This window comes from Ferroplasma acidarmanus Fer1 (assembly GCF_000152265.2).
In the GTDB taxonomy this organism is placed as follows: domain Archaea; phylum Thermoplasmatota; class Thermoplasmata; order Thermoplasmatales; family Thermoplasmataceae; genus Ferroplasma; species Ferroplasma acidiphilum.
The window spans coordinates 558,204-584,842 of record NC_021592.1 but is presented as its reverse complement, the minus strand read 5'-3'; the positions used below and the strand labels follow the sequence as shown (position 1 = coordinate 584,842).

31 protein-coding genes are annotated in these 26,639 nt (G+C 37.6%); 16 read left to right on the top strand and 15 right to left on the bottom strand.

The window, feature by feature from the left end; genetic code table 11:
* Positions 1-34 precede the first annotated feature (34 nt).
* Together FACI_RS02785 and FACI_RS02780 are read left to right on the top strand one after the other, a co-directional pair.
* On the top strand, positions 35-262 hold the full coding sequence (locus tag FACI_RS02785; RefSeq protein WP_009886596.1) for a hypothetical protein: 228 nt from the start codon (positions 35-37) through the stop codon (positions 260-262).
* On the top strand, positions 259-642 hold the full coding sequence (locus tag FACI_RS02780) for a type II toxin-antitoxin system VapC family toxin (protein ID WP_009886595.1): 384 nt from the start codon (positions 259-261) through the stop codon (positions 640-642). The genes FACI_RS02785 and FACI_RS02780 overlap by 4 nt, the downstream gene beginning before the upstream one ends.
* A gap of 255 nt (positions 643-897) precedes the next feature.
* On the opposite strand, the gene FACI_RS10460 is transcribed toward FACI_RS02780, so the two are convergent.
* Positions 898-1,026, bottom strand: a complete 129-nt coding sequence (locus FACI_RS10460; protein ID WP_187288962.1) for a DUF2283 domain-containing protein — start codon at positions 1,024-1,026, stop codon at positions 898-900.
* A 344-nt stretch (positions 1,027-1,370) separates the two neighbouring features.
* Entirely contained in the window at positions 1,371-1,715 is a 345-nt protein-coding gene (locus FACI_RS02775) for a DsrE family protein (RefSeq protein WP_009886592.1), read from the bottom strand.
* A gap of 404 nt (positions 1,716-2,119) precedes the next feature.
* Here FACI_RS02775 and FACI_RS02770 point away from each other — a divergent pair, with 404 nt between their 5' ends.
* On the top strand, positions 2,120-3,349 hold the full coding sequence (locus FACI_RS02770; RefSeq protein ID WP_009886591.1) for an MFS transporter: 1,230 nt from the start codon (positions 2,120-2,122) through the stop codon (positions 3,347-3,349).
* Between the two features lie 136 nt (positions 3,350-3,485).
* On the opposite strand, the gene FACI_RS02765 is transcribed toward FACI_RS02770, so the two are convergent.
* A complete protein-coding gene (locus FACI_RS02765; RefSeq protein ID WP_009886590.1) occupies positions 3,486-3,689 on the bottom strand; it encodes a hypothetical protein in 204 nt (67 codons plus the stop codon).
* A gap of 97 nt (positions 3,690-3,786) precedes the next feature.
* On the opposite strand from FACI_RS02765, the gene FACI_RS02760 reads away from it, so the two are divergent.
* On the top strand, positions 3,787-4,419 hold the full coding sequence (locus FACI_RS02760; RefSeq protein ID WP_009886589.1) for a helix-turn-helix transcriptional regulator: 633 nt from the start codon (positions 3,787-3,789) through the stop codon (positions 4,417-4,419).
* Here FACI_RS02760 and FACI_RS02755 read toward each other — a convergent pair whose 3' ends face one another.
* Positions 4,420-5,469: a tRNA (cytidine(56)-2'-O)-methyltransferase gene (locus FACI_RS02755; RefSeq protein WP_009886588.1), complete on the bottom strand. Its 1,050-nt coding sequence runs from the start codon at positions 5,467-5,469 to the stop codon at positions 4,420-4,422.
* Positions 5,466-5,966: an ArsR family transcriptional regulator gene (locus tag FACI_RS02750; RefSeq protein WP_009886587.1), complete on the bottom strand. Its 501-nt coding sequence runs from the start codon at positions 5,964-5,966 to the stop codon at positions 5,466-5,468. The genes FACI_RS02755 and FACI_RS02750 overlap by 4 nt, the downstream gene beginning before the upstream one ends.
* Before the next feature lie 78 nt (positions 5,967-6,044).
* Between FACI_RS02750 and FACI_RS02745 the strand changes: the two genes are divergently transcribed.
* Entirely contained in the window at positions 6,045-6,428 is a 384-nt protein-coding gene (locus FACI_RS02745; RefSeq protein WP_009886586.1) for a hypothetical protein, read from the top strand.
* Here the strand turns inward: FACI_RS02745 and cobS are convergent.
* Positions 6,414-7,160: an adenosylcobinamide-GDP ribazoletransferase gene (cobS, locus tag FACI_RS02740; protein WP_009886585.1), complete on the bottom strand. Its 747-nt coding sequence runs from the start codon at positions 7,158-7,160 to the stop codon at positions 6,414-6,416. The genes FACI_RS02745 and cobS overlap by 15 nt on opposite strands.
* Positions 7,153-7,665: a gamma carbonic anhydrase family protein gene (locus FACI_RS02735; RefSeq protein ID WP_009886584.1), complete on the bottom strand. Its 513-nt coding sequence runs from the start codon at positions 7,663-7,665 to the stop codon at positions 7,153-7,155. The genes cobS and FACI_RS02735 overlap by 8 nt, the downstream gene beginning before the upstream one ends.
* Positions 7,666-7,778: 113 nt before the next feature.
* Between FACI_RS02735 and FACI_RS02730 the strand changes: the two genes are divergently transcribed.
* From FACI_RS02730 to fsa, 3 genes are read left to right on the top strand one after another with little or no spacing between them, the layout of a single operon-like run.
* Positions 7,779-8,606, top strand: coding sequence for a transketolase (locus tag FACI_RS02730; RefSeq protein WP_009886583.1), 828 nt, complete (start codon positions 7,779-7,781; stop codon positions 8,604-8,606).
* The gene (locus FACI_RS02725) at positions 8,606-9,559 is read left to right on the top strand and encodes a transketolase family protein (RefSeq protein WP_019841435.1); all 954 of its coding nucleotides are present in this window, start codon (positions 8,606-8,608) and stop codon (positions 9,557-9,559) included. The genes FACI_RS02730 and FACI_RS02725 overlap by 1 nt, the downstream gene beginning before the upstream one ends.
* Positions 9,556-10,227: a fructose-6-phosphate aldolase gene (gene fsa / locus FACI_RS02720; protein ID WP_009886581.1), complete on the top strand. Its 672-nt coding sequence runs from the start codon at positions 9,556-9,558 to the stop codon at positions 10,225-10,227. Before FACI_RS02725 ends, fsa begins: the two co-directional genes overlap by 4 nt.
* 39 nt (positions 10,228-10,266) lie before the next feature.
* On the opposite strand, the gene FACI_RS02715 is transcribed toward fsa, so the two are convergent.
* The 3 genes from FACI_RS02715 to psmB all read right to left on the bottom strand — a co-directional run bounded on the left by FACI_RS02715 (position 10,267) and on the right by psmB (position 14,407).
* On the bottom strand, positions 10,267-11,646 hold the full coding sequence (locus FACI_RS02715) for an APC family permease (RefSeq protein ID WP_009886580.1): 1,380 nt from the start codon (positions 11,644-11,646) through the stop codon (positions 10,267-10,269).
* A gap of 183 nt (positions 11,647-11,829) precedes the next feature.
* Positions 11,830-13,743: a beta-CASP ribonuclease aCPSF1 gene (locus tag FACI_RS02710; protein ID WP_009886579.1), complete on the bottom strand. Its 1,914-nt coding sequence runs from the start codon at positions 13,741-13,743 to the stop codon at positions 11,830-11,832.
* Positions 13,744-13,774: 31 nt separating this feature from the next.
* On the bottom strand, positions 13,775-14,407 hold the full coding sequence (gene psmB, locus FACI_RS02705) for an archaeal proteasome endopeptidase complex subunit beta (RefSeq protein ID WP_009886578.1): 633 nt from the start codon (positions 14,405-14,407) through the stop codon (positions 13,775-13,777).
* 262 nt (positions 14,408-14,669) lie between these two features.
* Here psmB and FACI_RS10430 point away from each other — a divergent pair, with 262 nt between their 5' ends.
* Positions 14,670-14,801, top strand: a complete 132-nt coding sequence (locus tag FACI_RS10430; RefSeq protein ID WP_019841434.1) for a hypothetical protein — start codon at positions 14,670-14,672, stop codon at positions 14,799-14,801.
* Between the two features lie 135 nt (positions 14,802-14,936).
* Here FACI_RS10430 and fdhF read toward each other — a convergent pair whose 3' ends face one another.
* From fdhF to FACI_RS02690, 3 genes are all read right to left on the bottom strand, one after another.
* Positions 14,937-16,889 carry a formate dehydrogenase subunit alpha gene (fdhF, locus tag FACI_RS02700; RefSeq protein WP_009886576.1) on the bottom strand — a complete coding sequence of 651 codons (1,953 nt, stop codon included), beginning with the start codon at positions 16,887-16,889 and terminating at the stop codon, positions 14,937-14,939.
* Between the two features lie 367 nt (positions 16,890-17,256).
* A complete protein-coding gene (locus tag FACI_RS09745) occupies positions 17,257-18,363 on the bottom strand; it encodes a DUF1648 domain-containing protein (RefSeq protein ID WP_009886575.1) in 1,107 nt (368 codons plus the stop codon).
* Between the two features lie 84 nt (positions 18,364-18,447).
* Positions 18,448-18,735 carry a GntR family transcriptional regulator gene (locus FACI_RS02690; RefSeq protein WP_009886574.1) on the bottom strand — a complete coding sequence of 96 codons (288 nt, stop codon included), beginning with the start codon at positions 18,733-18,735 and terminating at the stop codon, positions 18,448-18,450.
* Positions 18,736-19,033: 298 nt separating this feature from the next.
* Here FACI_RS02690 and thsB point away from each other — a divergent pair, with 298 nt between their 5' ends.
* From thsB to FACI_RS02670, 4 genes are read left to right on the top strand one after another with little or no spacing between them, the layout of a single operon-like run.
* Entirely contained in the window at positions 19,034-20,662 is a 1,629-nt protein-coding gene (gene thsB / locus FACI_RS02685) for a thermosome subunit beta (protein ID WP_009886573.1), read from the top strand.
* A gap of 49 nt (positions 20,663-20,711) precedes the next feature.
* Positions 20,712-21,017, top strand: a complete 306-nt coding sequence (locus tag FACI_RS02680) for an antibiotic biosynthesis monooxygenase family protein (RefSeq protein WP_009886572.1) — start codon at positions 20,712-20,714, stop codon at positions 21,015-21,017.
* Positions 21,018-21,037: 20 nt separating this feature from the next.
* The gene (locus tag FACI_RS02675; RefSeq protein WP_009886571.1) at positions 21,038-22,369 is read left to right on the top strand and encodes a DEAD/DEAH box helicase; all 1,332 of its coding nucleotides are present in this window, start codon (positions 21,038-21,040) and stop codon (positions 22,367-22,369) included.
* A complete protein-coding gene (locus tag FACI_RS02670; RefSeq protein WP_019841433.1) occupies positions 22,311-23,645 on the top strand; it encodes a DUF790 family protein in 1,335 nt (444 codons plus the stop codon). Before FACI_RS02675 ends, FACI_RS02670 begins: the two co-directional genes overlap by 59 nt.
* Here the strand turns inward: FACI_RS02670 and FACI_RS02665 are convergent.
* Entirely contained in the window at positions 23,642-24,016 is a 375-nt protein-coding gene (locus FACI_RS02665) for a DUF2004 domain-containing protein (protein WP_009886569.1), read from the bottom strand. The two genes, FACI_RS02670 and FACI_RS02665, sit on opposite strands and share 4 nt — an antisense overlap.
* A gap of 51 nt (positions 24,017-24,067) precedes the next feature.
* Positions 24,068-24,523 (bottom strand): PaaI family thioesterase, encoded by a 456-nt coding sequence (locus FACI_RS02660; protein ID WP_009886568.1) that lies wholly within the window; start codon positions 24,521-24,523, stop codon positions 24,068-24,070.
* A gap of 337 nt (positions 24,524-24,860) precedes the next feature.
* Between FACI_RS02660 and FACI_RS02655 the strand changes: the two genes are divergently transcribed.
* The 3 genes from FACI_RS02655 to FACI_RS02645 all read left to right on the top strand — a co-directional run bounded on the left by FACI_RS02655 (position 24,861) and on the right by FACI_RS02645 (position 26,638).
* The gene (locus FACI_RS02655; protein WP_009886567.1) at positions 24,861-25,145 is read left to right on the top strand and encodes a ferritin family protein; all 285 of its coding nucleotides are present in this window, start codon (positions 24,861-24,863) and stop codon (positions 25,143-25,145) included.
* Positions 25,146-25,191: 46 nt separating this feature from the next.
* Positions 25,192-25,692 (top strand): NYN domain-containing protein, encoded by a 501-nt coding sequence (locus FACI_RS02650; protein WP_009886566.1) that lies wholly within the window; start codon positions 25,192-25,194, stop codon positions 25,690-25,692.
* A 154-nt stretch (positions 25,693-25,846) separates the two neighbouring features.
* Complete coding sequence (locus FACI_RS02645; protein ID WP_009886565.1) at positions 25,847-26,638, top strand: ABC transporter ATP-binding protein; 792 nt, start codon at positions 25,847-25,849, stop codon at positions 26,636-26,638.
* Position 26,639: the final 1 nt, after the last annotated feature.

The following is a 26,639-nucleotide window of genomic DNA, read 5'->3' as shown; positions in this document are numbered from 1 at the left end:
ATAATTTATAAATATGTGTAGTATATATTGCCGTATGTCTAAGTATACAACACTATCCGCGAAAATTACCGAAGAAGATAGGGAAGAATTAAGAAAACTTGGTATAAACCCGACTGAGCTTATTAGAAAAGCCATACACTATGAAATTAAAAAGTACAGGAATAACGAACTGATGGAAAAAATGAAAAAAATAGCACCCACTTTATCGAAATTAAAAATGGATGAATTAGTAAAAGATATCAGAGAGGATAGGGACAGATGAATATATTAGATACCTCTTCAATATTTAACCTGTTCCAGCGGGGCAAGTATACGGAAATCATGGATAATGCAACTATACCTCTTGCAGTTTATGAAGTTGGAAACGTTATATGGAAAAACAGTAATATTAAGAATACAATAACACAGGAAGAAGCAAAAGATATTGGTTCAGTTTTATTTGAGTTGATTAATTCTATAGAACAGGTTATTCCGACATGGTCTTCTGTATTGTCCCTTGCCTTGAAGGAGGGCCTAACATTCTATGATTCGTCATTTCTTGTATCTGCAATAGAAAAAGGCTATGGCCTAATAACTGACGATATAAAACTATTTAGAGTTGCAAGTTCCAGGATAACTGTAAGGATGAGTAGAGACCTTTAATTAAGGCATGTGTTCAATTCAAAATCTTCCTTTATTGATTTGTTCGGAGCAATAATGGTTGTTTCAATTTCACTCGTTTTTATTGACCTTTCTTTAATTCTGTCCGATGCGTGCGATGATAATATTATCATATTTAATCCAATGTTTTTATTGTGCCAAAAATTCTGAGTTCCGGTATATTTATTTTATAATGTTTTAATCGATTTTTAACCGATTTAAGATCCGTAAGACTCGCATTTAAAATTTCTATGCCTACTATTTTTCCATATTTTGATACATCAAAAAAATATTCTCATTTTTATTATCAGGAATGGTGTCAACAATTTTTAAATTAGTTAGGTATATATATAAAGTGTCGGCTACGATATCATATTGAATTTTCATCATTTAAAGATAATAAACAATAATAAAAAGTTTCTTATAAAAGCATTCTCTCCGCATATCGTACCATTTAACTCCATCACGCAAATTCAACGAAGCTGGAATTTGTGTACAGGTTATTAAAAAAAAATTTTTAGAGTGTATATTCCCTGGAATTAAGAGCCCATTCATAAAAGTTTACTATTTTTTAAGTTATGCTTATCCACGAATTTCTTCAAAGGCCTTGTTTAGCATTCCCGGTTTGATTTACTGCAAAAATCATGGGCTTCCCTGCGGATTGGATCGTAAAATAAAATTTTCCTTAACGGGAAGCGATACCGCACCACTGAAGTTGCGCCCTCTGAAGATCAGAATGTTATTATTCTATAACCCTGATCCGCAAAATTAGTAATAGTATCAGAAACGTCTTCCAGCTTCATTCCTATTTTTGATATATCTTCACTTACATTCTTGGCAACAGCATATCCACTGCAGGCAATCTGTATAACGTTCATATCTCTCAGTATTTTTAAGAGGGTGTCAACATCAGGATCATGCTTTGCCAGAGACTCTTCGCTTGGCCCAAAGAATACGACTTTAACATCTTCTGCCAGTTTTTTCCTGTAAATGTTCTTTGCAAAATTTAGCCCAACAATCATCTTCCCTTTCTGGTCAAGACCAGAAGATATTATTATAAGGTATTTTCCAGACATATGACAAACATGCAGGGGTAAAATATAAATTTTATCGAATTAACACATTGGCACATCTTTGTTGATAATTGGAGAGCGGAAGCTATGTCACACTTAATTTCTAACAGTTTTTTAGTTTAATATTAAAGTACTTCCATTCAACACTATCATATAATTTTCCTGTTTGTTTAGATTGGAATTACTTACATTCTGGCATATACCATTTCTATTGATTTTATGCAGGCATGTCCACTAAAAATTATATGTTAGCCATCCTCTGGAAAAACAATCCTTTACACATATTAAAAATCAAGTAAAAAATAATATACTGGTAAATTATAAAGCATAATATGTTTCTTTCTACTTCTCCCGTAGCCCGCAATTTCATCAGGATTTACTATGTAATTCAATCCGGGGTGTAATAATTGGATAGAAGGGTGTTCTATCTGGGCCTCACAAGGCTAATACGTGCATCGGGCAGGGTATCTTCCTTCATATTCCTGCCTTTAATATTTGTTTTTATATACCACATATCATTTATAGAAACTGGAATAGTTTTGGGCGTTGCAATTTTATTGATGTCTGCAATACAGTATTATTCCGGAATATTGACCGATAGAATTGGGCGGAGAGTATTTTTAATATTAATCCCTGTCCCCGCAGGATTGTTGTATATATCTATGTATTTTACCGTACTTTACAGGCTTCCTGTCATGTTATTGATAGGGCTGTTCTATTCAACAATTGCCATAAATGCATTGCAATATCCCGCTATACAGGCTTCAATAGCTGATGTCACATCCCTGAAGCAGAGATTATCGGGCTATACTGAAATAAGGGTCATGGCAAATGCCGGTGCGGCTATAGGGCCTATACTCGGTGCTATTTTATCTGTTTACGGCTTTCAATACATATTCCTAATGGCAGGTATAGCAACGTTCATAGAAATAATAATATTATATTTCAACGTTAAAGAAACCTATTTCCCGTCTAAAATAGAATATTTAACAAAGAATGACATCAAACTGGCATATAAGGACAGGTTTTTTATTTTATTTATAATTATAGGCATTATCATGGCCTTTGTTTTAAGGCAAAGAGGGGCATCATTAACACTGTATGCATTTGACTTTGAGGGGTTGCCAATACTTTATTTGGCTTATATTTACTCACTGAACGGCATTCTCGTAGTTTTATTGCAGTATCCCATTTTCAAACTAATGAACAGGGAAACAAGGCCCGTATTGTTCCGGTCAGTGGGCATGCTATTCTATTTTCTGGGTTTTATAGTTCTTATGTTTTCAAAAAACATAGACTATTTCCTTTTATCCATGGGGATTATGACTGTCGGTGAAGATTTTGTTGCACCTACAACACAGACAATAATAACTTCCATTGCCCCAAACAACATGAAGGGAACTTACATAGGGATATATAATTTATTCATAAGCTTTGGTTCATTTTCAGGTTCAATAGTCGGATTGTATATGCTATCATATTACGAAAGTGCAACGGCTACATTCTGGCTTTTAATTGCCATGAGCAGCCTCGTAGTTTCTGTATTATATTTAGCAATTAACAATGCATTCTTAAAGCGTATGAATTTAAGCATTAAAAAGAAGATTTCATCTTATAAAAAAACCTCCGGGCAATAATATATTTTATTTTGCCTCCAGTTATGTTGTAGCCCATATCACATAATTTCAATAAGTCGAATGTAAACCACATAATTTAGCACACCCATTTAAATTCTGTCTAATAAATTGTGCATGAAACGTTCCATGTCCCCAGTCAGGCTTTCCCGAATATGGATTTTATGGATACTAATATTTTCCGGATACAGTAACGGTGTGTCCTATGGCGTTTCTGTTCATAATTATGCTTCTTATAAAGCCAGGATCTGTCTCCATTCCATTCCCTATCGATATACACATCTATTTCGGACTTCTTTCTATCATTATAAATTCCAATATCACGTGGATCTAATGGTGCCATAATATTAGATACGCAAGCATATTATATATGGATAATAATTTATAAACTTTATAAAGTAAAATAGATATATATTTATATTATAACTGGATTCATTTCCATGGAAGAATATCCAACACCGGTAAAAATAATACTTTTATTGAAAGAATTTCCGGGCCTGACCCTTGATGAACTGGCCGAAAAAATGAGCATATCAAAAATGGCAGTCCTTAATCATATTTCTGCTCTTGAACAGCAGGGAGCCGTGGCCAGGAAAATAGTAAAGAAAAAGGTAGGAAGGCCTTCTTTTATATTTTATGCTTTGCCAGTATCAAACAATAAGCTGGGAAACAGTTCTGATTCAATGCTAAATGATTTCATGGATTTTATAAAAACTACCGGCAATGAAAAACTTCTCGAAGAATTTCTAAAGGACAGGTATTCAAAAGTTAGATCTGAATATACCGGTGCCATGAGGGGAAAAAATCTTGATGAAAAGGTAAATGAGCTTGCTATACTCAGGAGAAATGCGGATTATTATCCGGAGGTTAAAAGAGCCCAGGGAAATTTTGAGTTAATAGAGTATAACTGCCCTATACTTTCTATTTCAAAAAACTTTGGTATTGCATGCTCCATGGAAACAAAGATGTTTTCACAGGTTTTAGATGCAAATGTAAAATCTACGCACAGGCAGGTAAATGGATACAGCGCATGCAGATTTCTTATATCCAGCAAAAGTAAGGACGAGGAATAATTAATTCATTTCCATTATAACTTCTTTGCCTATAATATCCAGATCCTTCCCACAGATAGATGAAAGTTCCATATGCAATTTTTTAATTCTCTCAGCAGGTTCATCAAGCCCCTTGAGATGGTAGCTGTTTACTGTATCTGACAGAGTTACTATTTTCTTCCCGGATACCAGGTTATCTGCCTGGGCAACTATTTTTTCTTCCAGGGTCTCCTGGATGTAGTTTCTATCAGGAAGCCCCAGTTTTTTAGCCTCATCAGGTAGGATACCCGCCCCTGTGTGTTTTTCCACAATCCTGACAATAGCCTCATCTATGTTTTTTTCTCTGAGAATGTCAGCACCGGCTACTGCATGCCCGATTCCATTGGTTTTTGTCCTGCCTATATCATGGAGCAATGCACCTGCGCGGATTAACTCCATATTTGCGCCGGCATATTTGCCAATAGCCATTGCCAGCTTATAGACGGTTGTTACATGCTCTATAATCCTTTCATCTGCCTTTTCCCCATAAAGTAGTTTCATGCATTGCTGTTCATCAGGAATAAATTTTACCATTTTTCCATTGTCCATGGGGATAACATTCATTTTTCCCTCATATTTTTTTTCCAGTTCCTTGCCCTCATAAAAACGGTCAAGAAATATAGCGAGGGCAGAAACTTCACTGTGTGGCTGATTTGCAATTGCAATGTTATAATCAGCAATATTATACGCATCGATTGGAACCTTCTCTGCACCAACTAAAATTATAACGTCCTTTCCCTTTGCTGATTCTCTTATTGCATCTATCCGGTCATCAACATTTATTCCGTACATGGAAAGGTTTACCTTTACTCCATTAAAATCTTTGAATTCCTTTTTCCAGTTAATTCCTGTTTTTATGGAAAAATTCCCGCCAAAATTTTCTGTTACCCTATTGACAGTGGATTCAAGTGTTTCATCTTTCTCATCCACAAGTATGCGGTCAGCTCCAAAAGCTCTGGACACCAGTGCCACATGGGTTGTAATCCTCTTGTCCCTGAATGGCCTGTGCCCTATCCTGATTACTGTGATCATGCGCCGTTTTCCATCTCTATTCTATAGCCCTTAATTGTGAGCACGGAGGATCTATTCACAATTCCCTTTAAAAGTGTCTGTGATATTTTTAATGAGTCCGCAACATCACCTACAAACACTCCGCCATTTGCCATCATTGCTATAATCTTTTCTTCATAGGACTGAAGTTGCTCATCGTTTAATGTGGTAGCAAATATTATGTCTGAAAGGTCAGCCATAGAACCTATAAGATTGATCTGAACATTTGTATAATAAGTATGGTATGCCTTTTCCGGACCCTTGTTTCCTGTTATCCACTGGCTCTCTATCATTCTTATTTTATCCAGGTAATGAAGTGATTTTTTGCCTTCAACGCCATACCTTTCATCTATCTGTGGCATTGTTACCCAGCCGGTAGAAAGGTCAAGGAGTAACTTTCGTTTTACATCGGTATCAGCCGCATGGAATATGGTAACCAGCTCACCGACATCATTTATAACTTTAATCCTGTTAACCATTCTATACACTATAGCACAATAAAATATAATCATTTCTAAGTTCAAAGAAAAACTTAATGTATTATCTATATATTGGCAATGGTGAAAAATTATAGTGGCCATATTATATTTGATGAAAATTTCCAGTGGAAGGATCTGGAAAAATACTTTCCTGATATGTGGGAAATCGTTGAAAGTGAATCAAAATTAAACCAGGAGGAGAAGCAATTTGATGATATCCTGCTGGAATTGAATATGGAAGAGATAAGGAAAAATAAAAAACCTTTCGGGTACAGAAGGGAAAATACAAGGTTTAAAATGATATTCCCACAGGATAGAAAAGAATTGACAATCTACAGGAACATTATTTCAGAGGAAATAGAGGAGCTTACAGAAAAAGTTGCACATGAGATAAGGAATAAAAAAATCAAATATACCCTGAAATATGACCAGATGCTTTCCATAAAGCTAAAGAAGAAATAGGTTTAATTTTAAGGCTATAAATACAAAGGTTATGGCATAGAAAAGCAGGCGGGATATTTCCCCAATGCTGCCGGCCAGATCACCATTTAACCCCCCGTAATGTTTTTCCATTGCAGACCTCATGAAATATGATAAAAATATCAGAGCGGCAATTATTGCTATATTATAGAGATTAAATGCGAATGCAAGCAGCAAAGGGATTACATTCAAAACTATTGCATTTGCGCTTACCTTATCAATGAACATTTTCCCGAGTCCTTCACCGAATGCTTTGGCCCTGTACATGGAAAATAATGTGGCGTATTTCGATGCCATTTCCCCCGCAATAATTATGAAAAAACCTGTAACCGGCTTAAAATAAGTGAGAAATGCGATGGCAGGAATATATATAATAAATAACATGCCAATGCCGCCGGAGCCCGTATATCTATCCTTTATAACACGTTGTTTTTCCTCTTTGCCCCTTACCATGATGGAATCACCAAAGTCCATTATGGAATCAAGATGGTTGAATCCGTATAAGAGGATAATAATAGCAACTGAAACCGTGGACGCTATAAGGGAATTATACGGCCTTAGAACCAGGTATGGAATGCCTGCTATCAATCCAACAATAAGCCCCGTGAAGGTGAAAAAATACATGGTATAGCCGGTTATTTTATAGTTTCCCCCTAATGGTATTATTGTGAAAAAAGAAATTGCTGATATTAGCCCTTCCACGTATTTATTCATGCCTATTTCCTTTCATAATTTCGTATTTTCCTTCCCTGAAATCTTTGTTTAGCTTCAAATATTCAAGAGAATTAAGATGAGCCATTGTAAAATACTGTTCACCTGTCCTTTTAACCTTTCCAGGCACTCCTGCTATCATGCAATTCCCATCGGACTCAAAGTTCTCAGGTATCACAGTGCCGGCAGCAACCACTGTTCCGGGCCTCAGGTGCGCCTTATTCAACACTATTGCTCCCATACCTACCAGGACATCGTCATCTACAATAGCACCATGCACAATAGCGTTATGCCCTACTGAAACGTTTTTTCCTATTACTGTCTCGCAATCAAGGTCAACATGTATCGTTGCATTGTCCTGAATGTTGCTGTTATCGCCAATTTTTATTGAATTCTGGTCTGCCCGTATAACTGCGGAATCCATTATTGTAACATTATCACCTACTGTTACATTCCCTATTATTACGGCCGTATCTGCAACATATAACCCTTTGCCAACTTTTATCATAATTTGTAATATCCCTGATATAAATAGACTTTATGAATTGACCTCTAAAAATTTGTTGCTTTATATATTTAAAAAGATTTTTAAGCCTATAGTTAATACAATAATGATAATCAATGGAAAGCTATACCATCAATGACCTTAACGCAACTGCAAGGGAAATCAGAAAGGAAATTATAAAAATGGTTTACAGTGCAAAGAGCGGGCATCCAGGGGGTTCTTTGAGCATTGCAGATGTTATTACTGCACTTTATTTTAAGGAAATGAATATAGACCCTGAAAAACCAGACAAGCCGGATAGGGATATTCTTATAATGAGCAAAGGGCATGCATCCCCTGCCGAGTATGCTGCCCTCGCTCTCCGTGGCTATTTCCCCGTGGAATTGCTGGAAGGCTTCAGAAAAGTAAATTCAAAGCTCGAAGGGCATGTACACAGGGGAATACCTGGTGTAGAATCCTCAACAGGTTCACTTGGCCAGGGGCTCGGTGTTGCGATAGGATTTGCACTTTCATCCAAGCTTGATTCAAAGACAAATAAAATTTATGCCATACTTGGCGATGGTGAAATGGAAGAGGGAAATATATGGGAATCTTTGATGGCAGCTTCCAAATACCATCTGGGCAACCTTACCGCTATTCTTGACCGGAACATGATACAGCTCGACGGATTTACAGAGGATATAATGCCACTGGGCAATGTTGCTGAAAAGGTGGCCCCATTTGGATGGGAAGTTATAACAATAAACGGAAATAATATGGATGAAGTTGTCAATGCGCTTGAATATGCAAAGAAACCAAGGGATAGGCCATTATTTATTGTTGCAAACACAATTAAAGGCAAAGGTGTAAGTTATATGGAGAATAACCCGAAATACCATGGCTCACCTCCGGCCAATGAGGAAGAATATGTACAGGCATTAAAGGAAATTGAGGGGTCACAATGATGGAAAAGATGGATAGGATGGAAAGCTTGAGGGATGCCTATGGAAAGGAACTGGCTTCACTTGGTGAAAAAAATAAGGATATTGTGGTACTTGACGCAGACCTTTCATCGTCAACAAAAACAGGGGTATTCGGGAAAAAGTTCCCTGAAAGGTTCTTCAACATGGGTATATCGGAGCAGTCCATGGTTTCTGCAGCAGCAGGCCTTTCGCTTGCTGGAAAAACTGTATTTGCCTCAACCTTTGCAGTATTTCTAAGCAATACATACAATGTGATACGCCAGTCAATATGCTATAACGAAGCTCCGGTTAATTTTGTGGTAACACATTCAGGCATTTCCCTTGGTGAGGATGGCCCAACACACCAGATACTGGAGGATGTTGGCATTATGTCCGGGCTGCCAAATATGAAGGTTATTGTTCCTGTAGATTCAATTGAAACTGTCAGTGTGATAGATTACCTCGCAGCCAGGAAAACATCACCATATTATGTCAGGCTTACCAGGGAAAAATTCCCCGTACTCAACGATGAGAATTATGAATTCAAAGAAGGGAAATCTGTTACTTTCAGGGATGGCTCTGATGTGACAATTATGGGATATGGCATAATGGTTTCATTTGCCCTTAAAGCTGCAGAACAGCTAAAAAACAGGGGAATAGACGCAAGGGTAATCAATATGTCATCAATAAAACCTTTAGACCGCCCCGCAATAATTAAGGCCGCACGGGAAACAGGGAAAATAGTTACCGCTGAGGAGCATTCCATATACAACGGACTTGGCTCACGTGTAGCAGAGGTAACATCTGAAGAGTACCCGGTTCCGGTTATGAGGATCGGGATGCCGGATATTTTTGGAAAGAGTGGCAAGGGAATGGAACTGTTCGATTATTTTCATATAGGGGTAAACGATATAGTAGAAAAGACAGACAGATTCTTTAAAGGTGATTTTAAATGAAAATATTTATAGATACAGCAAACATTGAAGAAATAAAGGAAGCAAATGAATTTGGATTGATTGATGGTGTTACAACAAATCCATCTTTGATCATGAAAGCCTCAAAGGGCGGAAAAAGCTTTAAGGCAATAGCAACAGAAATATTGAGGGAGGTTAACGGCCCTGTTAGCCTGGAAGTAGTTGCAGAAAAAGCTGAAGATATGGTGGAACAGGCACTCAAGCTCCATGCGCTGGGAAGCAATGCAGTCATAAAAATACCCATGACACTGCAGGGATTGAAAGCTATGAAGATTCTTAAAGAAAAAGAAATAAAGGTCAATACAACACTGATATTCAATGCAATACAGGCTTTGCTTGCTGCAAAAAATGGGGCTGCATTTGTTTCTCCATTTGTTGGAAGGCTGGATGACATTGGGGAAGATGGCATGGCTATTATAGACCAGATTAAAACTGAATACACAAATTATGGATACAAAACAGAGGTGCTTGTTGCATCAATTAGAAATCCAGTGCACGTACTAAGGGCTGCCCTTATGGGTGCAGATGCCGTAACAATTCCATATGATGTGATAAAGAAACTAGCCATGCACCCGAAAACAGATGAAGGGTTAAACAGATTTCTGGATGACTGGAAAAAAGTTTCGCCTGATGGGTCATTGCCCCTATAATTTTTATAAATATTTAATATTATAAAATAATTTTTATAATTAATTCTGGCTTATTTGCACGTGCATTAGATATTTTCTGGATATTGCGGAGTATATAAGGCCCGCAATAGCCCATACTATAAAACTCACAGATGCTATTATTACAACGTTGTCAATGCTTATAAAACTTCCATAAAATACAAACGCCAGTATTACTATCGAAACAGCAGGCAGCACAACATCCATTGCAATGTTCATTTTCAGCTTCATTTTATGCAAAATTCCCGCCAGTGATGCATTGGCAATCATATGGACCAGCAGGGCACTTAATGTGGCGGCGATTCCAGCGAACAGGAAAGCATTGAACCCTCCTAGTGTTATTACAGAGATAACGCCTATTATAAATGAAATAATGACCATAACTCCTGCAGCAACATGTGGAGTTTGCCTGTGGGAATGGACACTGGACAATATTCCAGGAAGTACATTGTCCCGGCTCATTGAAAAAACAACCCTGGAAAGTGAATTGGTAAACACCACAGAATCTGTAAATAAGCTATTAACAAATAAAACAGTTATAACTATTGCTCCGGCAAGCCCCAGATAGTTTTTTGCTAGTATAATGCCTGGGACCAGTTCAGTAGAGTAGGTAAGCATGCGTGTTGGCCCCCATCCTACTGTGAATGCATAGGAAACCAGGGTGAAAAATAAGCCAAGCACTATTGCAGATATAAGTACGCCCCTGCCAATCACGGCGTTTGCGTTTTTAGCCTCTTCGCCTAATGGCGTTGCAGTGCCAAATCCTGAAAATGCAGTGTACATAAATAATACGCCGAGCATTACTCCGGTAAATCCGTGTACAGCGTATACCGGTGTAAAAACTGAGACCGTGTTTATTGAAGGCTTTGCAGTTATTATTATAATGCTTACAGCTGCTACTACGACAACTTCAATTGTAGCCATTACCATAGCGTATCTTACAGAATTCCGCACTCCAGAGAATGATACAAAATACCCGAATCCCATTATGAGAATCAGAAGCAATACCCATGAATAGAATGGGATATCAATTCCGAATACGGTTCCAAGGAGGGCTGGAAGGAATATGGCTACACTCAGCCCGATAAAGGCCAGTGACATGATCTGGTACATAATATACATCCAGCCTGTAAATATTCCAGCAAAGTTTCCAATTCCTTCCCTGCTGTAAGCGTAATAGCCGCCAGCACCTGCAACGTGCCTTGAAATCCTATTGATGATTACCGCATTTATCAATACTATAATGAATGCTACTACTGCTGACAATGGAAGGGAACCAAGTGCAAATGCTGCGGATCCGGTTAAAGTTGCAACAGCAGCTCCTGCAGGGGCAGATCCTGCTACGCCCTGAAAAATAACATTGGACAAAGAAAGGGAATCTTTTTTCAGACTGCTTTTCATAAATAGCAATGGAAATCAAATATTTAGATTTGTGTATTTAAATTGAATATTTGCCAATGAATATAAACCTATATTAAATAATATATCATATATCTATAAATATATAAATTATGTTGAAAATAATATATAATTTTAAAAATTTTCAACTGCAACATTGATAATGCAGTGTTTTCAATTAAATAATTAAAATAGCCTTGTTGTTTCAAGATTTTTCATGGATATTGCCTCTACGCCAAATTTTGTATGGATTAACCTTGCAAAATCATAGCATTTGTTTCCATCTCCATGATTGACAAGAATCCTGTTTGGCCTGGGCTGCATTCCACCTATGAAATTAAGCAGCTCCCTCTTGGTAGAATGCCCTGAGAAACCCTCTGCGTTTTCAACTGCCATATTTATGTCAAATTTAGTGGATTTTCCGCCATCAGAAAGTGTGATGCTGGATGCACCTGATTGAATTCTTCTGCCCAGTGTTCCATCAGCCTGGTAACCTACAAACGCAAGTGTATTTCTGGAATCTGCTGACAATGTCTTGAAATATTCCAGTACAGGGCCACCATTCATCATCCCTGCAGTTGCAAGTATTACTTTGCTTTCAGGTGAGTCACATACATCAATCCTCTGTTTTCTTGTTTCCACACTGGTGAATATAGGGCTGAGAAATGGATTTTCACGTTTGATCATGATCTGATCCCTCAGGTCCCTGTTAAGGAATTCCGGATAAGCTGCATGTATAGCTGTTGCTTCCATTATCATCCCATCCAGGTATACTTTTGTATTCTCGGGTATCATTTTATTCCTGTATGCATCCTCAAGCACAAGCATTACCTCCTGGCTTCTCCCTACAGCGAAAACCGGGACAAGGACAGAACCACCACGGTCAAATGTCCTGTTTACAACATCAATTAATGTATTTGTGGCTTCATTTCTTGTATAGGAATAATCATCTCTTCCCGCATACGTTGATTCAAGCATAAGTGTCTCAACACGTGGAAAACGGTTAACTGCAGGATTAAAAAGCCATGTTTTCTCGTATTTCTGGTCACCGCTGAGCACCACATTATACAGGCCTTCCCCTATATGGAGATGCACGGCAGCAGAACCCAGTATATGCCCTGCATTGTAGAATGTCAGCCTTATATCTGGCGTTATATCTGCTGTTTCGTTGTATTTAAGCGATATAGTATGTTTAAGCTCTTCCCTTACATGTTTTGATTCATATGACAGTTTATGGTTTTCGCTGTGTGATACTTTCAGATAATCGTTCTGCAGCAGTGCTGCAAGATCCCTTGTGGGTGCTGTGGAATAGACGGGGCCAGTATACCCATACTTGAATAATAGTGGCAATAATCCAGAGTGGTCCAGATGTGCATGTGTCAATACCACCGCGTCCAGCGATGTGAATGGTTGAATTTCAGGTGCGTAAAGATATGGTGCTTCTTCCCATGGGTGTTCAGGGTCATTTATGTTTATCATGCCACAGTCAACAAGAACCTTTGAATTATTCGTTGATATAAGTGTGGCGCTCCTCCCTACTTCCCTATGGCCTCCCAGTGCCGTTATCCTTATCCATGTCTCTCCTGGCATCAGGGGCGTTGTAAGTTTTATTCCAAGGTTATGGAGAAATTCCTTTCTTTCCTTTTTAACATCCCTCAAATATTCCCTGACTTCTTTTACAGTCCTTGAATACATTGGCGGAGCCCGGACTATTCTGGGTGACCAGTTAGTTTCGGCTTTAATGGATTTTATTATTTCCGGATTTGCTATTGTGGGCTCATCCACTTCTATAACAGCTTCACCCGTGTCGGGCTCAAAATATATGTCCTGCAAACCGGCATCGGATGGTATGATTCCACGAATTTTTGCATCCGCCTCCTTTTCATCAGACATAATACTGGGATCAGGCCTTATAGCTATTCTCCTCCGCAATTCCTGGGCAATCTGCCTTGCAAGGTCATCACGCTGTGAAAATAAATTCTGATCCTTCGTATATACAACTATTGTTGAACCTTCGTAATCAATCTCCGTAATCTTGTTGTCTGGATAAAGCCTATCAAAAATAGACCTGCCCTCGCTAAGATAATCTCGAAAAGACATGTTTTAACACCTTTAATGTAAAAAAAATAATTTATAAAGTTAGTTTTAATTTTTTCATTCTGGACAGTATGTCGTCCTCTGAAAGATAGTTGAATCCCTTCTCCGGGTCTATAACTCCTATTTGCAGCATATTTCCGGATGCAGAATCCCTCTGTTTTGCAACGCTAATTGCCTTTATTGCAAGGTTTATAGCATCGTCAAGTTTCATGTTAGGCTGGTATTCAGCTTCCAGAACTCCGTAAACGAATGGGGAGCCGGATCCTGTACTTGCGTACTCATCTTCTACAGATCCTCCCGCAGCATCTATAGAGAATATATGCGGTTTTTTGTCAAATCCCCCAACCAGCAACTGCACCATGTATGGATAATATTTGGACTGGTTAAGCATGTTTGAAAGCAATGTTGCCGCTGCTTCTATGGGCATATTTATCTTTCTCTGGACCCTGTAAAGTTCCATTTCAGCCCTCATGTATCTTACCAGGACCTGTGCATCTCCTACCAGGCCAGCAATAGTCATGCCTGCATAAGTATCTATTTTGTACAATTTCTGTGCATTTTTATTTGAAATGAAATTGCCCATGGTAGCCCTGCTATCAGTTCCCATAATAACGTAATCGCCTGCTGTGATACCGAGTGTTGTTGTTCCAGTTTTTAATACTTCCATATAATCCCTCTAAACAATTATTATTTTCTTAATAACAAATAATATATTTAAATTTTCTACAGCACTTAATTAACCTTAGGTTTAAATATTTTATGGTTTATTCTTTAGCAATATATTCCGTTGGAAGAATAATTATTTTTACTGTATTTATTACTGAAAATACTGGATGTTAAAGCATTTATATTGTATGCAGCAGTTAATATACATAAGGGCAATAATACCTGTGAAAACAATGGCGAAGAACGGAAAGGAGTATTAAAACATGGTTGATGAAAAGCGTGTAAATGGAAATGTTGTGCAGAAGTATTCAGGATATACTGGAAAGTATTTGCATCCAGAGAATGGTATTGAATTATGTTGGTATGCTGCAATATATTGCCGGGCTTTTAAATAAGGGCATAAGCCTGGAGTATACCGTTCAATAATAAAGAATAGTGGAATATAATATGAAATACGGTGTATAACAAATATCATAATAGGGAAAGAAGAAATAATAATTGGTATATATAAAAATATATCAGGAATTTTTTTATTTAGTAACTGTTACGGGCGTATACTTATATTTGGGTGTTTTAGTTTCGTCATCAAATTCTGGAGATACGATATCATTTATTTTGGGATTGTGCATATAGGTAAATACAACTCCTGGTATAACATCATCTGTAATCTTTGCTATTATGTCCAGTTCACCGCTCTTTGATGCAAGTTTTACCATATCCTCGTTTTCTATTCCGAGATTTTTTGCATCTGAAGGATTGACCCATAATGTGGGATTGTATTCCTGCATACCGGGTACCCTATTTATAACCTCATCACTGTTGTATCTTGTTACGGTTCTCCCTGTAACCAGTATCAGCCCATCATTATGTTTTTCGGAATCCACAGGAATAAATTGCGCTTTTCCGGATTTTGTTGAAAATTTCTCCCCATAAAGGTGCAATTCACCGTTAGGGTATCTTGAATCTTTTGAATAATCCATCACATCATCTATATTAAGATGGGAATACAGGGGAGCCGCTGTTTTAAGCTCTTCAAACAGTTCTTTCGGGTTTGAATTAAAGTTATACCCGGCAGCCTTTGCCAGGTCAGAAAGTATTTCATAATCTGGCCTTGCCATTCCTGGCGGATCAACTGCTTTAAATCTCCACTTCACAAGCCTGTCAAGGCTGGCTACAGAACCTTCCTTCTCAGCCCATGCCGCTGCAGGTAGCACAATATCGGCGTAACGGGCTGTATCAGTCATAAATATGTCCTGCACCACAAGAAGTTCAAGGGACCCGAGAAATTCTTTTACTTTTTTTCTGTTCGGCAAGCTCCTTACCGGGTTGTATCCCATAATAAACAGTGCCTTTATATTTTTGGAACCATAAAAAGTATCTATAATGGAAGAACCCTTGTTTACTGGTGGCTTAAATCCCCATATGCGGGATAATGCTTCACTATTTGCCTCATTCATTTCACCATTAGGAAACACATCCGGTTTTATGAGGTCTCCGGACCCCTGCACATTTGTTTGTCCTCTGTAAACAATTACCCCTGCGCCTTCTTTCCCCATATTTCCAGTTAACAATGGGAGAGATAAATAAGATTTAATTCCCTTGGTGCCAGTAGATTCAGTAAGCCCCAGCCCCCATGAAAAAATAACCTTATCCTCAGATATGTATTTTGCAAATTCTATAATATCTTTTTCAGCTAACCCTGTTTGTTCTACTGCGAGTTCAAGTGTATATTTTGAAACATTTTCCTTATATTTTTCATACCCTTCAGTCCTTGCAGCAATAAAATCCGGTTTAATCATATTATTCTGGATAAGGTAATTGGCAACCGCATTGAATAAAAATATATCACTTCTGGGCTTTATCTTTAAATGGAGGTCTGCAAAGCTTGCAAACCTTGTATTCCTTGGATCTATTAATATTATTTTTGTTCCTTTTTCCTTTGCTTCCAGAAAATACTGTATCAATACAGGATGGCTATCTGTTACAGATTCTCCTGCTACCACAACAACTTTTGCCTTCGGGATTTCTGTAGCGGAATTAGATCCGGCACCAACTCCTACAATTTCCTTAAGCGCCTTCGCTGATGGGTCATGACAAACCCTTGCACATGAATCTACGTTATTGGTTCCAAGGGCTCTTGCAAGCTTCTGCAAAAGATAAACCTCTTCAAGGGAGTTCTGGCATCCTCCGTAAAAAGCCACAGAGTCTTTGCCATATTTTTTCTGTATGTTTTTTATAGATTCTATAGTATATTTTATTGAATCTTCCCATGACGTCCTTTCAAGTTCCCCCTTTACTTTCTTTAATGGATAGTATAAACGATCCCATGCTGTCAAAGCCTCATGTGCAACACTTCCTTTGCCACATAAATGCCCCCTGCTTACTACATGTTCTGGAACAGGTTTTACGCCAACAACAATATTATTTACAGCCATTAATTCAAGTCCACAGCCAACACCGCAAAAAGGGCATATTGATTTCATATAAATTAATCCTGGATAATTATATAAATATTGGTATTTTTATGATTATCATCAATGTTTAATTATTGTAAATTTATTTTCCAGCATGGTTTCTAATGTACCGTATTTATTTACCACCGGTGGAAAAGAGATTTGTACACTCACCGTGAAGGCCACAGCAAAGAGTACTTACTTAACTACATAGCATTCTATGAAGAATCCTGGAGAATGATGAATACAGTAAACGTAACCGGAAACTGAATCTTGAATTCAGAAAAACGGCCGGAAAAATACAGTAATATGGAAGCTGTACAGAATATTTTCAACACTGCATCATTTCATGTGCACTATCCATTTTTACTGGAATGTTAAAAAAATTATATCAAATTCAATGTAGAAAGAGTACCGATATAACAATTATTACGGGAATAGCTATTATTAACACAAGTATAACTTTGCCAGCAGGATGGGCAAAGTTAATTGTATATCCCACACCGAACCTTTTAGGCACCATTATGCGCGGATCGTTTTTATTCCAGTATATTACGCCAGCTTTCCATAATGAATCATCATTTCTGTTATCCGACACTGAATTATCCGGAATAGTATTTTCCGGCCCTTTACTTTCAGGAATTTTAATATTGCTGCCTAATTGCCCTGTTTTCACTGATATGGCAATAACAAATATAATCAGTAAAAATACCGGGATAAGTATTAGAAAAACATTTTCCTTAATTATGCCCCATTCACCGAAACTGCCAATAAGCAGGCTAGAATTTATAAATACCGGTGTTAGAAGAGTCAGGTACACCATTCTCTCCTGATATATTACAACCCTTTCAGTTCCATGTGGGGATGCGTTATCGGTTTTTAGTGGAGTCCTTGCTATAACATATGCAATCAGAATCATCATAATTGTTATTATTATGCTTATAAAGCCCAGAATAAATACACTTTCTATTGATTTTGTTGAATAGGCATTTGCGATTCCACTGGCATTATAATGTGTTGCAAACCTTTCTGGTATACTTTTATAATCCAGAATGCCTGTTACGAAAAGAGAAACAAGTACCAGAATACCCGGAAGTGTGAAGAACCAGGGAAACTTTTTTCCATCCTCTACATTGAAAACTCCTGTAACACTGCTAGCATTGAATTCCCATTGTTCGTCTCTTTTAATCCTTTCCAGGCTATAATGTTCCGGCAAATACACCATAAATTCAACCAGTACCATAAACAGGGGCATGAAGAAAGTTATTACGAGGAGGTATGATGACAATAGATATGTCAGCACTGTTAAAATAATGGTTAAAATAAAAGTTATGGAAACGTATATTTTCTTCATTTTTCTGACTGTATCTGAATTTATTTTATCTGTAGGGACCCGTACCCCAAATATTATTGACTTCTCTGTCAGATACGGTATTATAGATATTAAAATTCCTATTATAAGTACCCATACGGGCTCAATAATCCTGAACGCTTCTACATTCATTTCTCATCCACCTTTGTGAGCCCGCATTCAAATATATATTCTATAAAATATAACTGATTATTCATATTCCTAGCCTCAATACAATCATTTGTTTCTGCTCCTTTTCTTAATCATTGGATTAATGTCTGTGTCTCCAGGTGCCATCACATATTTTTTATTCTTAAATTGCCTGATAACTCTGTCCTTGAGCAATAGCCCGTATGCTCTATCAACAGCGTTCAAATTTAGCCCCAGGACGCCTGCTACCTGCTCCGTGGATGGTATTTTAGTTTTATAATATAAATTGCCGGATCTTATTTCATCTATCATTCCGGAATATATCTGGTCACAGACCGGAATTGTGCTATTGTATCTCACAGTTATTTTAAACATATGGCTACCTGTTATATATGTTATATAACAACTCTATATAACAACTCTATATAAAAACTTTGTTTATCAAATAACTAAGCAATATACTGATACCTATGTTATAAGGTATTGCAGCCTTGCTTTTTACTCCATTTGAAGAAATTAAAAATTGCAATTTCAATTTTCAAAACAGCAAGTGTATAGTTCTACCGGCATTATGCATATAAATATATACTTATATATATTTTAATTATATAATATAATTAACCTAAATATAGTAAACTATATATAGAAGTTTATTTTTACTTACTTGATAATCATGATTGGTGGTCAACCCATATTTATCCTTAAAGAAGGAACTAAAAGAGAAAGCGGAAAAGATGCAATGTTCGAGAATATTGATGCTGCAAAGGCAATTGCCACATCCATCAGGTCTACACTGGGCCCGAGGGGAATGGATAAAATGCTGGTGGACTCATTAGGTGATATAGTTATAACAAACGACGGCGTCACCATTCTGAAAGAAATGGATGTAGAGCACCCAGCAGCAAAGATGATGGTAGAGGTCTCAAAGACCCAGGACAGTTATGTAGGCGATGGGACAACAACTGCTGTTATAATAGCAGGTGCATTGCTTGACCAGGCACAGAGCCTTGTAAAGCAAAATGTCCACCCTACAGTGATTACAGAGGGGTACAAAACAGCCGCAGCACAGGCGAGCAGGGTTCTGGAGGAAATATCCAGACCAGTTACACTGAAAGACAAGGAAATCCTTATAAAAATGGCAAAGACTTCACTTAACAGCAAGAGTGCATCTGTGGAAAAAGAACTTCTGGGAACTATTTCATACAATGCAATAAAAACAATAGCAGAAGAGAGGGATGGCAAATATCTTGTTGATTTTGACAATCTCCAGGTTGTAAAGAAAAACGGTGGCGAAATCAATCAGACTGAACTTATAGATGGTATAATCCTTGACAAAGAAAAGGTACACCCTAACATGCCAAAGCTTGTTAAGAATGCGAAAATAGCGCTGCTTGATCTTGCTCTTGAAATAAAGAAACCAGAGTTTGATACAAATCTTCAGATAAATGACCCTTCAATGATACAGAAATTCCTGGGCCAGGAAGAGGATGTCCTGAAGGAAATGGTTGATAAGATCAAAGCAACAGGCGCAAATGTAGTAATTACCCAGAAAGGCATAGATGATATGGCACAGCACTACCTTTCAAAAGCCGGCATATATGCTGTAAGGAGAGTTAAGAAAAGCGATGTAGACAAGATAGCAAAAGCTACCGGTGCTACAATAGTTTCATCACTGGAAGAAATCGTAGCATCCGACCTTGGAGCCGCAGACGCTGTAGAAGAAAGAAAAATTGGCGACGACTACATGACCTTTGTTACAGGCAGCAAGAATCCAAAGGCAATAAGCCTGTTAATCAGAGCTGGTACAGAACATGTAGCAGATGAGATTGAAAGGTCAATTACAGACTCTCTACACGTAGTAGCAGCAGCCGTTGAAGATGGGGCATATACAACAGGCGGTGGATCCGCTGCTGAAGAAATAGCATTTAATCTTAGAAGCTACGCTACTAAAGTTGGTGGAAGACAACAGCTTGCAATAGAAAAGTTCGCAGACGCACTTGAGGAAATACCCAGGGCTCTGGCTGAAAATGCAGGACTCGACCCAATAGACATACTTATAAAAATAAGGAGTGAACATGCAAATGGGCACAAAACATTCGGAGTGAATGTCTTTTCTGGAAATGTCGAGGACATGGAAAAAGCTGGAGTCATAGAGCCGATCAGGATAGGGAAGCAGGCAGTAGAAGCATCAACAGAAGCTGCGGTGATGATACTCAGAATTGATGACGTAATAGCAACAAAGTCATCAAAGGGTGGTTCACCTGGCGGAGCAGGCGGAATGCCTCCAGGCGGAGACTATTAATTTTTTTATTTTTCCATAATATTTATTAGTTGTAAAACCATATCTTTTTATGATCCATGTAGGTTTGTATTACAAAGTTAAAGAAGGGCATAACGATGATTTTGTTAAAACTTTCAACAATGTTTTAGAATTGCTTAAAAGCAAACCGGAAACTGGATTTGTAGATGGCAAATTATACCAGGAAGTAGATTCGCCACGTGAATATATGATTTACACAGAATGGAAATCACGTGAAGCTTTTAAAGATTTTGTAGAGATGAAAGCCTTTAAGGATACCACAGATTACGGAAAATCCATACTTGAAGGTGCTCCAAGAAACAAGATTTTTGGGGAATCCAATGGACAAACTTATTAAACGATTTCATATATAGATTCATGGAAATATATTTCAAAGCCGGAAGTATAATATCTGATGAGAATTACTCTGGCATATTTTCATACGATGAACGAATTAAAAAATACAGGGCTCTAGCTTACCGTTATGTAGATATCATAAAGAAGCCGGGAATCATTGACAATGTTTTTAAGGATAAAAAACTCGAAATTAGTTCTGAAATAAACCTCAGGCCATACCAGAAAAAATCACTTGAGATGTGGCAGCGAAATAATTACTCAGGGACAATTGTTCTCCCGACCGCAGCGGGAAAGACTATACTGGGTATATATGCAATTACCATGCTTAAAGTTCCCACAATAATTCTGGCACCGACAATAGAGCTTATAATCCAGTGGAGGGAGAAATTGAGGGATCTTCTAAATGTGGAAGTGGGGCAAATCGGTGGCGGCGAAAAAGAAATCAGGGACATTTCAGTATCGACCTACGATTCTGCCTATTTAATGGCTGAAAGCCTCGGAAACCGTTTTAAGTTTATAATAGCGGACGAAGTCCACCACATGGCTTCGGAAAGCTATTTACAGATAGCAAAATATTATGCATCGCCCTATAGATTGGGTCTTACAGCAACATATGAAAGGGATGACAAACTGCATGAGGTGCTGGAAAAATATATGGGCGGCAAGGTTTTTGAACTGGGATATGAAGAGCTGAATGATTTTATTTCCAATTATAAAATTGTAAGAATACCCATAGACCTCACCGATGAAGACGAAATAGAATATGAGAAAAACCATACTATATTTTTATCCTACCTTAGAAAAAGGGACATAAAGATCAACGGGAATATGAATTTTGAAGATTTGATCCGGTCATCATGGAGTGCTGAAGGGAAAGAAGCGCTCATGGCATGGAGAAAATCAAGGGAAATCGCATTCAACGCAGAGAGAAAGGTGGAGTACCTCAAATATTTGCTGAGCAAGCATGCGGGCGAAAAAATAATAATATTTTCAGAAGATACCTCCACTGCATATCTGATATCCAGAGAATTTCTTGTCCCTGCGCTTACATACATGACATCAGGAAAAGAACGTAAAAAATATCTGGAAATGTTTAAATCAGGTGAAATTACAGTACTGGCCACATCAAGGATTCTTGACGAGGGCGTTGATGTGCCTGACGCATCTATAGCCATTATAATGAGTGGTTCTGGCAGCACAAGGCAGTTCAGGCAGAGATTGGGCAGAATACTCCGGCCTTCCGAGGGAAAAGCCAGCTATTTATACGAGCTGGTATCCTCCGGCACAACGGAGTATGGAACTTCCAGGAGGAGGAGAAAAGGTGTTCCCGTCGGACTTAATGATAGTGCGTAAACTTAAAACAGGGCTTGTATTTCCTGTATTTTTATCAGATGAAAACAGTGACTATATAGATAGTGTGAAAACTGTTTTTAATGAAAATACAGGGAACAATAGGGAAACAATACTGAAGGCACTTAAGGAATTAGAGCTAAATTCATCAAGTACGAAAACTATAAGGGCTCTCTCCCTCCTATTTTTCAGAAATTCTATTTTTGAACCGCCGGTGGATGTTGATGCCCCTGCATTGCGTGAGGATGTTTTTAAAATAGCCAGGATACCGCCGGTAAATCAGGATGAAAAAAGGAATATTCTCAAGCCTGTGGAAGAAAAATATGGCCTCAGCATGGATGAAATAATCAACGGGCTTTATGCGGATAAAGAAAGTGAACTCGTGCTCCATCAGGCGTATTCTGCAAGCAACATTGAAATTGCAAGGGCTTACAACCTTGAACAGGTTGAGACAATAATGATGAGGTGCAGTACACTCTATATTACTACTTCATCAGACTGGAGCTATACAATCACATCAATTAAACGGCTTGGGTTATTGTTTACGGCGCAGATAGATGGAAGTAAATTGAAATCCATTAAAATTACCGGGCCGCTTGAAATGTTTGAATCGCCTGAACGTTACGGTTCAAGATTTGCCATGTTAATACATAAAATAAGCCAGCTGGAAAACTGGGCAATAGAGGCAGATATAAAAATCAAAGACAAATTCGAAAAAACCGTAAAGGTATACAAACTTAAACTCAGTGACACAGTTTCCTATTACCTTCCTGAATCCAATAAAACTGACAGCATAAATTACGATTTTGTTGAAAAGGCACAACCCTTGATAGTAAACGGAACCGTTTATTTTCCGGATTACGTAATGAAAATAGGGGATAAAACTGTTTACATAAATATTACAGGAAAAACATACGCCAGACAGGATAATGAGATAAAGGAGAATCTTAAGGGTAAAGTAAACTGGGAAAATATATTCATTTTAAGGCAGAAGGACAAAAAAATGAAGGATGAAATAGCATTCTACGAAGACATAGATTTTCCTGCATTGAAATTAATACTATCGGAAAAATATTCGGCAAAAAAGAAGTTAAATGGTGAGCTTGATGACAATTCAGTTGATTCAATCAAGAAAGAACTGGAGAAGCTATATCCACAGACGGAAAAAATGTTCGATTATGTTGAGAGCCAGGGGCTTATACCTGAACGGGTTCTTCCAGCCCTTGGCTACAAATTAAAATGGCGTGGCCTCGATATTATAGTGACAAAGAATGATTAAATATAATTCCAGAGCGGGTCCTGCCAGAGATCGTATTCCTCTGTAAGCTCTTTTATTCCGATTTTTTCAAAGCCCTGTTTTCTTGATTCTTTTTCATATTGAGCCATGAGTGCATTATAATCTGTCCTGCTCAATTGATCAAATTTTTCCTTTATTTTTTTCCTGTTTTCAGGGTGCAGTTCAGATATCTTTTCTCCTTTATATAAAACCCTGTAGTATTTTTCCTTATCAAGTGTTACGTGGAAAATCCTCCATGTTATATCCATGTTTTCCTCATTTTTGAAATAATTGCCTGTTAGATTCCCCAGTGCGGTGACTATGTCATTTTCACCATCTTTGTTAGTCTGAAATGCTATTTCTACACCTTTCATAAATTAATATATGGGATACCTATAATTATTTTGCGTTAGGCATTGATAGCATTAGCTCTTTTTTATTATCCTGTCCCTTATCACATACCATGTTCCAAGAGCCACTATTCCCAACTTGCCCTCAGAGTCAAATAGCTTTATTTCCACTATGACTGCCGTTCTTCCAGCTTTTATCGCTTTCCCCTCTATTCTAAACGGCCCCTCTGACATGGGAGCTAGAAAATTAACTTTTACTTCCTGTGTTACCTGGTCCATTCCATCGTTTACCGTCATCGTGGTTATTCCGCCTGCATAATCCACAGCGGTCATCATTATGCCACCATGTAGAACATTCCCGGCACGGGTTATTTTTTCACTGTATGGAAGTGATAGTTCGCAATAGCCCTTGCTAATTTTTGTTATTTTTATGCCTAAGTATGCAAATAAATTCTCGTTCTGTTCAAACATTTTATTCAGTGTTTCCAGGTCATCCGAAAATTTCATAATCTGTTCTATCCTGTTTGCCATAACATGGTATCGATTCTAGGTTAATAAATATAATAATTCTCCCATTGTACGGCCGTAATCCCCTGGCCTTGCTGCCTGTGCAGTTACTGTATTATATATGTGAAATTTCTGGTATGATATGGATTGTATCAATGCTTATCATTACACCATTGTCAAAAATTATTCTATATCTGTTAGAATCTCTGATACAAATATATTGATATTTTCATAACAATGACCTTAAAGCACATAATAATCAATATTTTCCAGTCATTTTATGTTATAAAATTTATATTAAAATGAATGGCTCTTTTTATATATACAATAAATTTATATTGGAAATTGGATTGTATATTTCATGCCGGTATATGAAGTAGGAAAGGATCTGGATGAAAAGACAAAGGATATGTCAAGAGCAAGGCAATCGCTAATAGAGGAAATGCAGGCAATAATGTTCTATGATGAGAGATTGGATGCATCAAAGGATCCTGTATTGAAGGAAGTAATAAAGCATAACAGGGACGATGAAAAAGAACATTTCTCATTGCTGCTGGAATACCTCAGGAGAAATGACCCGGAACTTGACAGGGAATTAAAGGAAATATTATTCTCTAAAAAAGAATTAAAAGAACTGGGAGATTAAACATTTAAGAAAACCTATTTATTTTATTTTACATTTAAGTTGACTTATGTTTGAAAATAAAATTTCAGGAGCAACGGTAATTATAGATGGGAGCAATGTTGCTCTTTACGGGCATAAAGATTCTGATAAGAAAACTGCCGTGCTCGGCAATATACTGGAAGTTATAAGAAAATTGAAAGAATTAAAAGCCTCAGAAATTATAACAATATGTGATGCCAATATCAGGTACATTATAGACGAAAAAGATAAATTTAACCGGATGCTTGCAAACAAAAAGCTAATTCTCTCTCCATCAGGAATAAAAGCAGATACATTTATACTTGATTATGCCCGGGAAAAAAATTGCCTTATAGTCTCGAACGACAAGTTCAGGGAATACAGGGATAACGACTGGGTTAACAAAAATATAGATAATATCACCCTTGGTTTTATTTTTGTTGGCGGTGATGTAATGCTGGAACCTGTAAACGGAGTTAAATCTGGCAAAAAGAATAAAGTTGATAAAAAACAATCCGGATGGTGGCATTTCTTTAAAAATAAACAATGATTTTTATTATATAATTTCCAGAGTTTGATACGGGATAATGTTATATATATTATTTTAATACCAAGTTGGAGATAGCCTCGTGAGTTAATAATAAAATAATATTCAATTAATAACCATTATGATCGGGGGTATTTTCACCAGCGGGTGAATCATAATGGAAATGGGAATTAAGGATGAAAATGTAACGAATTCAATTCTGGAGGCAGAGGGAATATATTTTTCATACGACAATGGTTATGATGTATTTGAAAATATAAATATTGAAGCTGAACCCGGAAAATTTATTGCTATTATAGGCCCATCGGGAATCGGGAAATCAACACTTTTGCGCATATTAGGCGGATTTTTAAAACCGGATAAAGGCATTGTCAGGTTAATGGGAAAACCATTGTATGAACCTACTCCGGAGGTTGCATTGATTCATCAGTCTATAGTAACATTTCCATGGATGGATGCAAAAGAGAACGTCATGCTTTCCATGAAGACAAAGAATATGACAAAGGATGAAATGGAAGAGAAAGCCACAGTGTCATTGTCAAGGGTCGGGCTTGATGGTTTTGAGGATTTATATCCGAAGGAAATGAGCGGGGGAATGCGCCAGAGGGTTGCAATAGCAAGGGCTTTTGCTGCAGACCCATATGTCTTTCTCATGGATGAGCCATTTGCGCATCTTGATGAACTTACCGCTGAAGGTCTAAGGCAGGATATATACAACATACTTTTCAGCGGAGAAACTCCACTAAAATCGGTTATAATGGTTTCTCATAATCTCACAGAAGTTCTGGAACTTGCAGATGAAATATATATATTGAATAATATACCCGCAACTGTTATCAGCAAAGTACAGGTTACGATGCAAAGGCCAAGGAGCCCGAGAAGTGATGAATTTAATGCAAATTTAGATATGCTTTATAGCTATCTGACACCGCCGAGGAAGAAGAAATGAG